Source organism: Kribbella sp. CA-293567 (assembly GCF_027627575.1).
GTDB lineage: Bacteria > Actinomycetota > Actinomycetes > Propionibacteriales > Kribbellaceae > Kribbella.
Map to the genome: position 1 here is coordinate 5873232 of NZ_CP114065.1, position 13968 is coordinate 5887199.

At 68.5% G+C, this 13968-nt stretch carries 16 protein-coding genes; 5 read left to right on the forward strand and 11 right to left on the reverse strand.

Features of this window, described 5'->3' with window-relative positions:
• Nucleotides 1-51: 51 nt before the first annotated feature.
• Nucleotides 52-1230 carry a Gfo/Idh/MocA family protein gene (locus OX958_RS27100; RefSeq protein WP_270132511.1) on the forward strand — a complete coding sequence of 393 codons (1179 nt, stop codon included), beginning with the start codon at nt 52-54 and terminating at the stop codon, nt 1228-1230.
• Here the strand turns inward: OX958_RS27100 and OX958_RS27105 are convergent.
• From OX958_RS27105 to murI, 3 genes are all read right to left on the reverse strand, one after another.
• Complete coding sequence (locus OX958_RS27105; RefSeq protein WP_270132512.1) at nt 1227-2060, reverse strand: alpha/beta fold hydrolase; 834 nt, start codon at nt 2058-2060, stop codon at nt 1227-1229. The two genes, OX958_RS27100 and OX958_RS27105, sit on opposite strands and share 4 nt — an antisense overlap.
• Nucleotides 2060-2806, reverse strand: a complete 747-nt coding sequence (locus OX958_RS27110) for an MBL fold metallo-hydrolase (protein ID WP_270132513.1) — start codon at nt 2804-2806, stop codon at nt 2060-2062. Before OX958_RS27110 ends, OX958_RS27105 begins: the two co-directional genes overlap by 1 nt.
• A gap of 88 nt (nt 2807-2894) precedes the next feature.
• Nucleotides 2895-3698, reverse strand: a complete 804-nt coding sequence (gene murI / locus OX958_RS27115) for a glutamate racemase (protein WP_270132514.1) — start codon at nt 3696-3698, stop codon at nt 2895-2897.
• Between the two features lie 181 nt (nt 3699-3879).
• Here murI and OX958_RS27120 point away from each other — a divergent pair, with 181 nt between their 5' ends.
• On the forward strand, nt 3880-4242 hold the full coding sequence (locus OX958_RS27120) for a hypothetical protein (RefSeq protein ID WP_270132515.1): 363 nt from the start codon (nt 3880-3882) through the stop codon (nt 4240-4242).
• A 132-nt stretch (nt 4243-4374) separates the two neighbouring features.
• Complete coding sequence (locus OX958_RS27125) at nt 4375-4617, forward strand: hypothetical protein (protein ID WP_270132516.1); 243 nt, start codon at nt 4375-4377, stop codon at nt 4615-4617.
• On the opposite strand, the gene OX958_RS27130 is transcribed toward OX958_RS27125, so the two are convergent.
• The 3 genes from OX958_RS27130 to OX958_RS27140 are packed head-to-tail and all read right to left on the reverse strand — an operon-like array spanning nt 4614 to nt 6296.
• Nucleotides 4614-5561, reverse strand: coding sequence for a PLP-dependent cysteine synthase family protein (locus OX958_RS27130; protein ID WP_270132518.1), 948 nt, complete (start codon nt 5559-5561; stop codon nt 4614-4616). The genes OX958_RS27125 and OX958_RS27130 overlap by 4 nt on opposite strands.
• A gap of 2 nt (nt 5562-5563) precedes the next feature.
• A complete protein-coding gene (locus OX958_RS27135; RefSeq protein ID WP_270132520.1) occupies nt 5564-5842 on the reverse strand; it encodes a MoaD/ThiS family protein in 279 nt (92 codons plus the stop codon).
• Between the two features lies 1 nt (nt 5843).
• A complete protein-coding gene (locus OX958_RS27140) occupies nt 5844-6296 on the reverse strand; it encodes a M67 family metallopeptidase (RefSeq protein WP_270132522.1) in 453 nt (150 codons plus the stop codon).
• A 103-nt stretch (nt 6297-6399) separates the two neighbouring features.
• Here OX958_RS27140 and OX958_RS27145 point away from each other — a divergent pair, with 103 nt between their 5' ends.
• Complete coding sequence (locus OX958_RS27145; protein WP_270132523.1) at nt 6400-6780, forward strand: hypothetical protein; 381 nt, start codon at nt 6400-6402, stop codon at nt 6778-6780.
• Between the two features lie 17 nt (nt 6781-6797).
• Here the strand turns inward: OX958_RS27145 and OX958_RS27150 are convergent, their stop codons facing one another.
• The 4 genes from OX958_RS27150 to clpS all read right to left on the reverse strand — a co-directional run bounded on the left by OX958_RS27150 (nt 6798) and on the right by clpS (nt 11831).
• A complete protein-coding gene (locus OX958_RS27150) occupies nt 6798-7775 on the reverse strand; it encodes an aldo/keto reductase (protein ID WP_270132525.1) in 978 nt (325 codons plus the stop codon).
• A gap of 10 nt (nt 7776-7785) precedes the next feature.
• A complete protein-coding gene (ileS, locus tag OX958_RS27155; RefSeq protein ID WP_270132527.1) occupies nt 7786-10890 on the reverse strand; it encodes an isoleucine--tRNA ligase in 3105 nt (1034 codons plus the stop codon).
• 105 nt (nt 10891-10995) lie between these two features.
• Nucleotides 10996-11547 (reverse strand): DUF2017 domain-containing protein, encoded by a 552-nt coding sequence (locus OX958_RS27160; RefSeq protein WP_270132528.1) that lies wholly within the window; start codon nt 11545-11547, stop codon nt 10996-10998.
• Nucleotides 11544-11831: an ATP-dependent Clp protease adapter ClpS gene (gene clpS / locus OX958_RS27165; protein WP_270132530.1), complete on the reverse strand. Its 288-nt coding sequence runs from the start codon at nt 11829-11831 to the stop codon at nt 11544-11546. Before clpS ends, OX958_RS27160 begins: the two co-directional genes overlap by 4 nt.
• Nucleotides 11832-11926: 95 nt before the next feature.
• Between clpS and OX958_RS27170 the strand changes: the two genes are divergently transcribed.
• Nucleotides 11927-13216 carry a nicotinate phosphoribosyltransferase gene (locus OX958_RS27170; protein WP_270139158.1) on the forward strand — a complete coding sequence of 430 codons (1290 nt, stop codon included), beginning with the start codon at nt 11927-11929 and terminating at the stop codon, nt 13214-13216.
• A gap of 29 nt (nt 13217-13245) precedes the next feature.
• Here OX958_RS27170 and OX958_RS27175 read toward each other — a convergent pair whose 3' ends face one another.
• Nucleotides 13246-13941 (reverse strand): glycoside hydrolase family 12 protein, encoded by a 696-nt coding sequence (locus OX958_RS27175; RefSeq protein ID WP_270132532.1) that lies wholly within the window; start codon nt 13939-13941, stop codon nt 13246-13248.
• Nucleotides 13942-13968: the final 27 nt, after the last annotated feature.

Here is a 13968-nt window from a genome sequence, read left to right on the forward strand (position 1 = left end):
AAGTGTTCGGACATAGGCTCTAGCAATCATCTATGTGCAGGAGTTGCTGGCATGAGTACAGAAGACCTCCGATTCGGTGTGGTGGGGCTCGGCGCCCGGAGCCGGCTCGCCCAGCATGCCCACGCGCCCGGCGCAGGATCCCGGATCGTCGCGGTCTGCGACCCCGTCGAGGCGCAACGGCAGGCGGCGCTCGCGGAGTACCCGGAGGCACAGGCCTTCGCCGACCACACCGAACTGCTCGACCTCCGGCTCGACGGCGTGTTCATCACCACGCCGGACGATCTGCACGAGGATCCGGCGATCGACTTCCTCCGGGCCGGGATCGCCGTCTTCGTCGAGAAGCCGCTGGCGATCACCACGCCGGGCTGCGACCGGGTGCTGCAGGCGGCGTACGAGACCGGAATCCGCCTGTACGTCGGGCACAACATGCGTCACATGCCGGTCGTGCTGACGATGCGCGAGCTGATCGAGGCCGGCGCGATCGGCGAGGTGAAGGCGATCTGGTGCCGCCACTTCGTCGGGCACGGCGGTGACTTCTACTTCAAGGACTGGCACGCCGACCGCCGCCGCAGTACCAGCCTGCTGCTGCAGAAGGGTGCTCACGACATCGACGTGATGCACTGGCTGGCCGGCGGCTACACCACCCGGGCGAACGCGCTCGGCGGGCTCACCGTGTACGGCGGGATCGAGGATCGCCAGGACCGTTCCGGGCAGCGCTTCGCCGACTTCGTCTCCGAGGACAACTGGCCGCCGCTGTCCCAGACCGGGATGGCACCGGTGATGGACGTCGAGGACCTCTCGATGGCGAATCTCCAACTGGACAACGGGGTTTTCCTCACCTACCAGCAGTGCCACTACACGCCCGACTACTGGCGCAACTACACCGTGATCGGCACCGCCGGCCGGCTGGAGAACTTCGGCGACGGCCCCGGCGACGTGGTGAAGGTCTGGAACAGCAAGCGCTCCGGCTACCGCGAGGACGCCGACCAGATCGTCGAGATCCCCGACGCGGAAGGCGGCCACGGTGGCGCCGATCCCCGCCTGGTGGCGGAGTTCGTCGCTTTCGTCCGGGACGGCGGAGCCACTCTCACCTCGCCGATCGCCGCCCGGGCAGCCGTCGCGGCCGGCTATGCGGCCACCACTTCGCTCCGCACCGGTGGCGCCCCGATCGACATCCCGCCGCTCGACCCAGCCCTGATCGAGTACTTCGAGCGCGGCCAGTCCCGCTAGCCCGCGAGAAGCTCCTTCAGGACCTGACGAAACGCGTCCGGCCGCTCCCGCCAGGGCGAGTGGCCGGCGCCTTCGATCAGGCGGACCTGGTGGTCGGGCACCTGCTTCGCAAGCTCCTGTACTGCGCTCGCGGGGCGTGGGTCACCCGTCCCGTGGACGAACCAGACCGGCATGGTCAGGCTCGCCGCCAAAGCGGCGAACTCGGCGTCGGACCAGGCATCGACCTCGCCGCTCAGCGCGCGGTTGGCCGCGAAGTTGATCGGATGCGGGACCGCCGCATCCTCCAGCGCCCACTGCCAGGCACGATCACGATCAGCATGATCCGTGAACCACGACAGCGCCCGGAACTCGGTCTCCTCCGCCGGGGATCGGCTTGCCTGCAAGGCGGTCAGCCGCTCCACCTGAGCAGGAGTCGCCCGCCGGTCACGTTCCTCGTAGTACGCCGTGCGCCAGTCGCCGAGGCCGAGCCCACTGCAGTGACCGACCTTGACGACATGGTCCGGACAGGCGGCCGCATACGTCAGCGCGAGCTTTGCCCCGAAGGAATGACCGAGGACAACCACCCGCTCGTGTCCCCAGTGCTGCCGGAGCTCCTCGATGTCGTCCTGCAGGCGCTGCATCGTCTGCGTGGCCGACGGGTCCGAGCCGCCGCAACCACGCTGGTCGAAGCGATGGACGACGGTCTGATCGGCCAGCATCGACGCGACGGGTTCCAGGTAGTCCCACAGCCCGGGGCCGCCGTGCAGAAGGACCACCGGTGGCGCCGCGGTCGGCGTACCGGTGGTCCAGCTGCGCAGGCGAATCCCGTCGGACAGGGGAATCAGGGGCATCAGAGGTCGAAGGTGGCGTTCGGGGTGGCGACCAGGACCTCGCCCGGGTAGGTGCGGCGGGCCCCTATCGCCTGGGTCTCGCGGTCGAACCAGGGCGGGACATGGGTGATGACGAGGCGTTTCACGCCGGCCCGCTTGGCGTGTTCGCCCGCGTCGGCCGGGGTCAGGTGGAGATCGGGTGGGTTGTTCGGGTCGTCGTCACGCAGCGCGGCCTCGCAGAGCAGCAGATCGGCGCCGCGGGCCAGCTCGATCAGCCCGTCGTTCGGGCCGGTGTCGCCGGAGTAGACGAGCGATTTGTTGCCGTACTCAACGCGGATCGCGTACGCCGGGACCGGGTGCACCATCGCGGTGGTGCGCACGGTGAACGGCCCGATCCGCTGTTCGTCCTTCCAGGTGTGGAAGTCCAGCTCCTCTTCCATCCCGGGGTCGATCGGCAGGTCGTAGGCCAGCGCCATCCGCTCGGCCGAGCCGGGTGGGCCGTAGACGGGGATCTTGGGCAAGGGGGAACACGGCGAGTACTTCGCCGCGACATAGAGGCCGCACAGGTCCATGCAGTGGTCGGGATGCAGGTGGGACAAGGCGATCGCGCCGATCTCCGGCACGGAGAGGTGGCGTTGCAGCGCGCCCAGCGCGCCGCTGCCGAGGTCGAGAATCAGATGGAATCCGTCGGCGGTGACCAGATAGCTCGAGGCAGGCGAGTCTGGACCGGGGACGGACCCGGAGCAGCCGAGCACAGTGAGCTTCATATTTGAAGATTACCGGCGGGTTGCCGACTTCGCAGAGCGACCAGAGCGTCGCCGAGGGCAACCAAATCCCTGTCGGCCGGCCGCATCGTCAGCGAACCCAGGCGAACTGGTCCACCCCGGCGATCACCGGGCCGAGGAAGCGGGTGCCGATCGCGGCGAACTCCTCCGGGCTACCGGTGGTGACGAAGCGGTGTCGCGGCGCCGGCAGTTCGTCGGCTCGCAACAGCTCACGCTTGGTGAGCACGCCGTAGACGTCCTTCGCGCACTCCTCCGCACTGCTGACGAGGGAGACGTTGTCACCCATCACGTAGGAGATCACGCCGGTCAGCAACGGATAGTGCGTGCAACCGAGGATCAAGGTGTCGACGCCTGCCTCGACCAGCGGATCGAGGTACTTGTGGGCGGCGGCCAGCAACTCCGGGCCGGACGTCACCCCGGCCTCGACGAAGTCCACGAAGCTCGGGCAGGCCTGGGTGAGCAGCTGGACCTGCGGCGCGGCGGCGAACGCGTCCTCGTAGGCCAGTGAGGTGGCCGTCGCCTGCGTGCAGATCACGCCGACCCGCTGGCTGCGCGTTGCCGCGACGGCGCGGCGGGCCGCCGGGAGGATCACCTCGACCACCGGTACGTCGTACCGCTCGCGGGCGTCCCTGAGCATCGCGGCGCTGGCCGAGTTGCAGGCGATGACGAGCATCTTGACCCCGGCCTCGACCAGGTGGTCCAGGCACTCCAGCGCGTACTCGCGGACCTCGGCGATCGGCTTCGGACCGTACGGCTGGCGGGCCGTGTCGCCCAGGTACAGGATCGGCTCGTGCGGCAGCTGGTCGAGCACCGAGCGGGTCACCGTGAGTCCGCCGAACCCTGAGTCGAAGATGCCGATCGGCGCGTCTGTCACGCTGGGAAGCCTAGCTCGCGGCACCGACAGGACCGGTACCGGGCAGAGCCGGCGGTAAGGCTTACCTCACCCCGCAGAACGACACGCCGGAGTTATCCACATCTTTACTCTCAGGAATTGCAATGTCACGTGACGCAGGCCACTCTTAGCGGATGCATTTTCTCCCGCCCCCCGCGACGCCATGAACCTGGTGGCCCAGATAGCGGTGGTTCTCAGCACCACCGGTGCACCGAATCCGCACCCCAGCAACGCCGCGGTGGCAGGCTCTGCCACCGGTCCGGCCGTGGAGACGAACACGAGCAGTACCAGCGCCGACGTCGCGTCGACGCTCGGTCCCACGGGCATGCTGCTGCTGCTCGCGCTCGCCGTCTTCGCCGCGTATCTCGTCTCGCTGTCCCTGCACCCGAATGCCAAGTGCAATCGCTGCAAGGGGGCGGGCCGGCATCACGGCACGTTCTTCAGCTACGCCCAACGCCCCTGCAGCAGCTGCAAGGGCCGTGGCGTCCACCCTCGACTAGGACGCAAGGTGCTTTTCAAGACGTAACGGATCCCCCTGACCGGCAAGCAAATACTTGAACTTCCGCGGGTACCGACCAGGGCGGCCGCGAGGTCTTGTAGCGTGGGCGCAACCCGCCTACGGTCGGCTGACTTTCGCCCACCGAATCGGAGTAAGACGATGCGAGTGCCGCTCCACTTCATCCGCCGTACCACCGCCGTCGTGCTGACCACTGCCGCCCTCGGCATCGCCCTCCAGGTGGCACCCGCCACCGCGGGGCGTGGACCGTTCATCGTGCAAGGCCCGTTCTCCAGCCAGGCACAGTGCAACTTCTACCGGGCCGAACTCGAGGGTTCGGGCATCGTGCAGAGCTGCTACACCGCGAACGGGCTGTGGTACTTCAAGTTCGCCCAGGAGTTCTAGGCCCAGAGCTGACCCTCGAGGCGGTCCTCCGCCTCGTCGATCGTGCCCTCGTAGGCGCCGGTGGACAGGTACTTCCAGCCGCCGTCGGCGACTACGAAGGCGATGTCGGCCGGCTCGCCGTCACGGACGCACTTGGCCGCCTGGCCGAGCGCGGCGTGCAGGATCGCGCCGGTGGAGATCCCGGCGAAGACGCCTTCGTTGTCGAGCAGCTCACGGACCCGGCGGACCGCGTCGCGCGGACCGACCGAGAACCGGCCGTCGATCAGGGTCGGGTCGTACAGCTCGGGCACGAACCCCTCGTCCAGGTTGCGCAGGCCGTAGACCAGTTCGCCGTACCGCGGCTCCGCCGCCACGATCCGCACCTCGGGCTTGTGCTCGCGGAAGAACCGGCCGGCGCCCATCAGCGTGCCGGTGGTCCCGAGGCCGGCGACGAAGTGCGTCACCGACGGCAGGTCGGTGAGGATCTCCCGAGCGGTGCCGTCGTAGTGCGCGGCGGCGTTCGAGGGGTTGCCGTACTGGTAGAGCATGACCCAGTCCGGGTGCTCCTCCGCGACCTGCTTGGCCACCCGGACCGCCTCGTTCGACCCGCCCGCGGCGGGTGAGGAGATGATCTCCGCACCCCACATCCGCAGGATCTGCCGGCGCTCCGCGGAGGTGTTCTCCGGCATCACGCAGACCATCCGGTAGCCGCGCAGCTTGGCGGCCATCGCCAGCGAGATGCCGGTGTTGCCGGACGTCGGCTCGAGGATCGTGTTGCCCGGCCGCAGCCGGCCGTCCTTCTCGGCGTCCAGCAGCATCCGCAGCGCCGCCCGGTCCTTGATCGAACCGGTCGGGTTGTGGTCCTCCAGCTTGGCCCACAGCCGCACGTCGCCCGAGGGTGAGAGCTTCGGCAGACCGACCAGCGGCGTACCGCCGATCGAGTCGAGCAGGCTGTCGAAACGCACGGTCAGCCGCCGGCGACCGCGGGCAGTACGACGACCACGTCGCCGTCCTTGACGCCGGTCTGCAGGCCGCCGGTGAACCGGACGTCCTCGTCGTTCACGTAGACGTTGACGAACCGGCGCAGTTCCTCCGGCTCCCCCTCCACGATCCGCTCCTTCAGGCCCGGGTGGGTGCCGTTCACGTTGTCGATGAACTCGGCCAGCGTGCTGCCGTCACCGTTCACGGCCTTCTCGCCGCCGGTGTAGGTGCGCAGGATGGTCGGGACGCGAAGCTCGATCGCCATGTCAGTTGTCTCCTTGGTTGCTGTGGTCCGCCACGACCTTGACCTCTTCTTCGGTGACCACGCCGTCGACGATCCGGTACGACCGGAACTCCACCGGCCCGTCGTACGACGGCGAGTCCGCGCCGTCGCGGGTGGAGACCAGCACGTAGTGCGCGCCGGGCTCGGAGGCCAGGTTGATATCCGTCCGGGACGGGTGCGCCTCGGTCGCGGTGTGCGAGTGGTAGATCACCACCGGCTCCTCGTCGCGCTCGTCCATCTCCTGGTAGAGACGGAACAGGTCCCCCGAGTCGAACTCGTAGAACGTCGGCGACATCGCCGCGTTCAGCATCGGGATGAACCGCTCCGGCCGGTCGGACCCGGCCGGGCCGGCGACCACGCCGCAGGCCTCGTCCGGATGATCACGGCGCGCGTGCGCCACGATCGCGTCGTACGTGGCCTGGTCGATGGTGAGCACGACTCCACGGTAATGGCCCGGCAAACCCGACCCCTCCACCAGAACCCTCTGTCCACATGATGGATGGTTTCGGAGAGTAGTCATCGGTGCATAATCGGTAACCATGAGGGGATTACGGAAGTACTGGGGATGGCTGCTGTTCTTCGCGCTGATCACCACCGCCTGGACCTGGCGCCTAGGGCCAGGGGTGCTGGTCGCCGGCTGGCTGGTGGTCACCGGCTACTTCTTGTTCCAGACCCCGGTTTGGTGCGCTGCCGATGGCCGGCAAGGACCGTGCCGCAACAACGCCTCGGGCATCCTGATGGGATGCAAGCTGCGTCAACACAAGTGGCAGAAACTGAAGCTCGCGGTGGTGCCGAAGCGATGGCGTGAACTCAACAAGGGTCTCTGGGTGAACGGCACCAAAGCTCTCGCCACCATCACCACCATCGTCGGCATCATTTCCGGGATCGTCAGTACGGTTCTCGCGGTCGTCGCGGCCTAACTTCCGCCCGGGTGCCGCTACCAGCGGTCGTGGACCTGCGGGCGGATCAGCTCGTCGTACACGGTCTGGACGACCTTCAGCTCACCGGTGCTGAGCGGGGCCAGGGCGGCGGCGCCGATGTTGCCGGCCACCTGCTCGGGGTTGCGGGCGCCGGGGATGACCACGCTGACGCCGGGCTGGTCGAGGATCCAGCGGAGCGCGAACTGGGCCATCGTCGCGCCGTCCGGGACGAGCGGGATCAGCCGCTTGACCGCCTCCAGGCCGGTTCCGAAGTCGACACCGGAGAACGTCTCGCCGACGTCGAAGGCCTCGCCCTTGCGGTTGTAGTTGCGGTGGTCGTCCGCGCCGAAGGTGGTGTTCTCGTCGTACTTGCCCGACAGCAGGCCGCTGGCGAGCGGGACCCGGGCGATGATGCCGACGCCGGCCCGCTCGGCGGCGGGCAGCACCCGGTCGAGCGGCTTGAGCCGGAGGGCGTTGAGGATGATCTGGACCGAGGCCACGTTCGGGCGGGCGATCGCGGTGAGTGCTTCGTCGCAGGTCTCCACGCTCACGCCGTACGCCGCGATCCGGCCCTCACCGACCAGGGTGTCGAGCGCGTCGAAGACGGCGTCGGTCGAGTAGACCGCGGTCGGCGGGCAGTGCAGCTGGACCAGGTCGATCGTGTCGACGCCGAGGTTCTCGCGGGAGCGGTCGTTCCAGGCGCGGAAGGCGTCCAGGGTGTAGTTCTCGGGGAGCTGCTCGACCCGGCGGCCCATCTTGGTCGCCACGGTCAGCTCCGGGTGGTCCTTCAGGACCTGCCCGACCAGCCGCTCGCTGCGGCCGTCGCCGTACACGTCGGCGGTGTCGATGAAGGTGACGCCACCCTCGATCGCCGAGTTCAGCACCGCCAGCGCGTCGCTCTCGTCGACCTCACCCCAGTCGGCTCCCAGCTGCCAGGCCCCCAGCCCGACCACGCCGACATCCCGCCCAGTACGTCCCAGCGTCCGCTTTTCCATGCCTCCCACCCTATGCGGACTTCTCGACGGCGATGAGCAGCTCATCGCCGTCGGTGAGCGCCAAGGTGGCAGCCAGCGTTTCCGCCAGCAGGGTGTCGCGGTGAGCTTCGAGCGCCGCCCGGGTGGTGGCATCCGCGGTCAGGCGAAGGTCGATGCGGTCGGTGACGTCCAGCCGCGCGTCCCGGCGAGCTTGCTGTACCGCGCGGATCACGTCGCGGGCGATACCTTCGCGCTCCAGCTCCGGTGTGAGGACCAGGTCGAGTACGACGAAACCGCCGTCGGCCAGCAGCCCGCTCGCCGAGTGCCCGTCGATCAAGGTGGTTTCCAGCGTGTACTCCCCCTCGACCAGAGTGATGCCGCCGGCAACTACCTCACCGGACGGCGAGACCGACCAGTCGCCCGACTTCGACGCCTTGATGACCGCCTGGACCTCGCGTCCCAGCCGCGGCCCGGCAGCTCGCGCGTTGACGGTCAGCTTCTGCGAGACCGGCGCATCCACGTCGTCGACCCCGGCCAGTACGACGTCGCGCACGTTGACCTCGGCACGCAGGATCGGGATCAACCCCTGCAGCGCCTCGGCGTCAGGCGTGGCGACCGTCAGCGTCCGGAGCGGCTGCCGGCCCCGGATCCCCTCCGCCTTCCGGATCGCCGAGGCGACCGAGCAGATCTCGCGGATCCGCTCCATCCGGGTCACCAGGTCGTCGTCCGACGGCAGGTCGTGCACCGACGGCCAGTCGGCCAGGTGCACCGAACGCCCGCCGGTCAGCCCGCGCCAGATCTCCTCGGCCGTCAACGGCAGCAGCGGTGCCACCGTCCGGGTGACCACCTCCAGCGCCGTGTAGAGAGTGTTCAGCGCAGCCTGGAACGATTCGCCCTGCTCGTCCCAGAACCGCTCCCGCGACCGCCGGATGTACCAGTTCGTCAGCACGTCCAGGTAGCCGGCCACCGACTCGCACGCCGAGGCGAGGTCGTAGCGATCGAGCCGCTCCTCGACCTCACCGACGAAGATCCGCAGCCGCGCCAGCAGGTACCGGTCGAGCTCCACCTCGGACGAGACCGACCAGGAGGCCGTGGCCGAGGCGGCGTTCGCGTAGAGCCCGAAGAAGTACCAGGCGTTCCACAGCGGGATCAGCACCTGCCGTACGCCGTCGCGGATCCCCTGCTCGGTGACGACCAGGTTGCCACCCCGAAGGATCGGCGACGACATCAGGAACCAGCGCATCGCGTCCGCGCCGTCGCGGTCGAACACCTCGCGGACGTCGGGGTAGTTCCGCAGCGACTTGCTCATCTTCTGCCCGTCGCTGCCCAGCACGATGCCGTGCGACAGACACGAGGAGAAGGCCGGCCGGTCGAACAACGCCGTCGCGAGCACGTGCATGGTGTAGAACCAGCCGCGGGTCTGGCCGAGGTACTCGACGATGAAGTCGCCCGGGAAGTGGTGCTCGAACCAGTCGGTGTTCTCGAACGGGTAGTGCACCTGCGCGAAGCTCATCGACCCCGAGTCGAACCACACGTCGAGCACGTCGGAGACCCGCCGCATCGTCGACCTCCCGGTCGGGTCGTCCGGGTTCGGCCGGGTCAGCTCGTCGATGAACGGCCGGTGCAGATCCGGTACGGCGACGCCGAAGTCCCGCTCCAGCTCCGCCACCGACCCGTACACGTCGATCCGCGGGTACGCCGGGTCGTCCGAGCGCCAGACCGGGATCGGCGAACCCCAGAACCGGTTCCGGCTGATCGACCAGTCCCGCGCGTTCGCCAGCCACTTGCCGAACTGCCCGTGCTTGACGTGCTCCGGCACCCAGGTGATCTGCTCGTTCAGCTCGACCATCCGGTCGCGGACCCGGGTCACCTCGACGAACCAGCTCGAAACCGCCTTGTAGATCAGCGGATTGCGGCACCGCCAGCAATGCGGGTAGCTGTGCACGTAGCTGTCCTCGCGAACCAGCGCTCCCGCGGCTTGGAGATCGCGGATGATCGGCCGGTTGGCGTCGAAGACGTGCTGCCCGGCGTACGGCGGAACGACGGTGGTGAAGCGGGCCCCGTCGTCCACCGTCAGCAGGGTCGGGATCCCGGCCGCGTCGCAGGCGAGCTGGTCCTCCTCGCCGTACGCCGGGGCCAGGTGCACCACGCCGGTGCCGTTCTCCGTGGTCACGTGGTCGGCCGCGATCACCTGGAACGCCTGCTCGGTACCCCAGCGCTCGGCGTCGGTGAAGAACCCGAACAGCGGCGTGTACCGCAGCCCGATCAGCTCAGAACCCTTGAGCCGCCGGATCACCTCGTCGTACCCGTACGCCGCCTGCCGCGCCTCGGCCAGGATCGTCGGCCGCCCCTCGGCGTCGTTCACCACCACGTAGTCGAGGTCAGGGCCGACGGCCATCGCCAGGTTGCTCGGCAGCGTCCAGGGCGTCGTCGTCCAGGCCAGCAGCCGCTCGCCCGTCTCCAGCACGACCGCCACCGTCACCGACGGGTCCTGCCGCGGCTGGTAGACGTCGTCGTCCATCCGCAGCTCGTGGTTCGACAGTGGCGTCTCGTCGTTCCAGCAGTACGGCAGGACCCGCAGGCCTTCGTACACCAGACCCTTGTCGTACAACGTCTTGAACGCCCAGATCACCGACTCCATGTAATCGCGGTTGAGCGTCTTGTAGTCGTTGCCGAAGTCGACCCAGCGCGCCTGCCGGGTGACGTAGGCCTGCCAGTCGTCGGTGTACTTGAGCACCGACGACCGGCACACCTCGTTGAACTTCTCGATCCCCAGCTCGAGGATCTCGGCCTTGGTCTTCAGCCCCAGCACCCGCTGCGCCTCCAACTCGGCCGGCAGCCCGTGCGTGTCCCACCCGAACCGCCGCTCGACCCGGTGCCCCCGCATCGTCTGGTACCGCGGTACGACGTCCTTCACGTAGCCGGTCAGCAGGTGCCCGTAGTGCGGCAGCCCGTTCGCGAACGGCGGCCCGTCGTAGAAGACGAACTCGTTCTCCCCGTCCACACCGGCCGCGCGGTCCGCCACGGAGGCCAGGAACGTCTGATCCGCCTCCCAGTACGCGAGCACTCGCTCCTCGATCGCCGGGAACACCGGGCTCGGGGTCAGTCCGCCGGATCCAGCCTTCGGGTAGCTCATTCGCCGATGGTATGCGGGCCCGCCCGCCCGCGGTGGGCGACTACTTGATGTTGTGAAGAAGGGCTGACTGCAGGTAGCCGAGCCCCTTCCCCACCGCCCTTGCTTTTATTTGATGTTGTGAAGAAGTGCTGACTGCAGGTAGCCGAGCCAGTCGTAGAGGTCGTAGGTTAGGCGGCGGGGGTCGTCGTCGGGGAGCTTCTCCCAGACGGCGTGGTCGTCCTCTTCCTTGATGTCGAGCCGGGTGCCGATCGCGAGCCGCAGGTCGTTCAGCGCGCGGAGCCAGGCGAGCTGGTCGTCGCCTTCCAGCGGGATGCCGTCCCCGGAGGGCTTCTCCAGGGCGGCGAGCACCAGCTTCGCGTCGGCGGCCTTGCTGTCGCGCAGGCCGCGCTCGGTGAACCGGCGGAACTCCGACGACGCGTGGTCGTCGGACCGGTACGCGTCCGGCAGCAGCCGCTGCAGTACGACGTCCTCCGGCGGCGAGGTCGGCCCGTCGTTGTCCAGCAGCGCGGCCAGCGGGTCACTCGAGGTCGAGGCGCGCGGTGGCATCCCGTCGTACAGGAGCTCGACCAGGTTGCGGAGCAGGTTCGCGAGGATGTCGGCCTCGTGGTCGGCGAAGCTGACGATCACGGTCTTCTTGCGCTTGCGGAACCTGGTCATGACTTCTCGCAGGTGGCCCACAGGCCGTACTGGTGCATCGCCTCGACGTCGCGTTCCATCGCCTCGCGGTTGCCGTTCGAGACGGCCGACTTGCCCTCTTCGTGCACCTGCATCATCAGCTTCTCCGCCTTCGCCTTGGAGTAGCCGAAATGGGTCTGGAAGACGAACGTGACGTAGTCCATCAGGTTGACCGGATCGTTCCAGACGATGGTCACCCAGGGTGGACTCAACTCGATCGCCTCGTCGATGTCGGGGCTCGCGAGTTCACTCGGTGCGGTGGTCACTGGGCCATTCTCTCCATGTTCCGATCCGGGCGCGCAATAGGCTGCCCCTTGTGAACGCCTCGACAGCGCTGCTGACCGACCACTACGAGCTGACCATGCTGCAGGCCAGCCTGGCCGACGGTACGGCGCACCGCCGTTCGGTCTTCGAACTCTTCGCCCGCCGGCTGCCCGACGGACGCCGCTTCGGCGTGGTCGCGGGCATCAACCGGCTCCTGGACGCGCTGGAGCGGTTCCGGTTCGACGAACAGACGATCGCGTTCCTGGCCGATCGCGGCATCGTCGACCAGGCTACCCGCGACTGGCTGGCGGACTACCGCTTCTCCGGTGACATCGCCGGGTACGCCGACGGCGAGATCTTCTTCCCCGGCTCCCCGGTGCTGGTGGTGGAGTCGAGCTTCGCCGAGGCGGTGCTGCTGGAGACGGTCTTCCTGTCCATCCTCAACCACGACTCCGCGGTCGCCTCGGCCGCCTCGCGGATGACCTGGTGGGCCGGTGGCCGGCCGTGTATCGAGATGGGGTCGCGGCGCACCCATGAGGAGGCTGCGGTCGCGTCCGCGCTGGCGGCGTACATCGCGGGCTTCGCCACCACCTCCAACCTGGAGGCCGCCCGCCGGTTCGGCATCCCGAGCGCCGGTACGGCGGCGCACTCGTTCACGCTCCTGCACGACAGCGAGCGGGACGCCTTCGTCTCCCAGGTCGATGCCCTCGGCAAGGGAACGACGCTGCTGGTGGACACCTACGACCTGACCGAAGCGGTCAGGACCGCGATCGAGGTGACCGGTACCGAGCTCGGAGCCGTCCGGCTGGACTCCGGCGACCTGCCGTCACTGGCCGGCCAGGTCCGCGAGCAGCTCGACGCGCTCGGCGCGACCAGGACCCGGGTGATCGTGACGAGCGACCTGGACGAGTTCCAGATCGCGGCGCTGGCACCGGCCTCGGTGGACGGGTACGGCGTGGGCACCTCGCTGGTCACCGGCAGCGGCTACCCGACCTGCGGTTTCGTCTACAAGCTGGTCGCTCGCGAGGACGCCACCGGCACGATGATCCCGGTGGCGAAGAAGAGCCCGGACAAGACCTCGATCGGCGGCCGCAAGTACGCGCTGCGCCGGCGCTCGGCCGCGGGTGTCGCCGAGCTGGAGCTGATCGGGGTCGGTGAGCGGCCCGTGGACGACGGCGACGACCGCGAACTGCTGCGGCCGCTGGTCGAGGCCGGCAAGATCATCGGCCGCACCACCCCGGCCGAATCCCAGGCCCACCACCTCAAGGTCCGCGACGAACTCCCCCGCAGCGCCAGCCAGCTGAGCCGCGGCGAGCCCGCCATCCCGACCGAGTACATCGGCGACATCCGGGCCCGCAACCCGTTCGCTCCCCGCAGCGCAATCTGAGCGCCCCGGGGAGCGAGCCGGCCAATCGATCAGGAAGAGGTGACCGAATAGGAGTTGGTGCTGAAATTCAGGCCACCGCTGGACGAGGTGATCTCGAAACCGAATTGCACGTCGTTCATCACCGCGTCGCCGATCCAGCCCCGGTTACGGATCCAGTTCATCACCGCTTTGATGTCCACCGTGCCGGCATTGGTGTTGCTGGTCCGCAGGAACGAGAACACCTCGTTGGACCCGTTGCTGCCCTTGTAGACGTCCCAGGTGTGGCCGCCCACGGTGGCGGTCGTCTGCCGGCTGCCGATCGCCCCGACCGGGCCCTGCTTGTTCATCCACAACATGATCTCGTAGGCGTGCCCGTCGGCCCAGATGTCGTACGCCGTCGCGTACGCGCCGCTGCCCGGCCGGGAGACGTTGAAGCTGCTGGTCAGCGTGCCGAGCGCGCTGATCCGCTTGCCGATCGCCTTGGCCGAGTGCGGGTAGGACTTCACCCCGCCGGTGTTCGGGTGGTTCGCCCAGACACCGAAGTTGGAGGCGGAGTTGGCCCAGATCGACTGCGCCCCGGCACCACCGCCCCAGACGTTGTTGCGGACGGTGTAGCCGCCGGTCGACCACGTTCCCCACTTGTCGCTGGACTCCCAGGTGGCCGCGCTGGCCGGCAGCACCGACGCCGCGGTGGCGGCGAGCAGCGCCACCAGCGCCACCACCGGCCGCAAGGTTCCGATTCTCATGTGCATCCCTTTCCGAAAGGCAGGGGA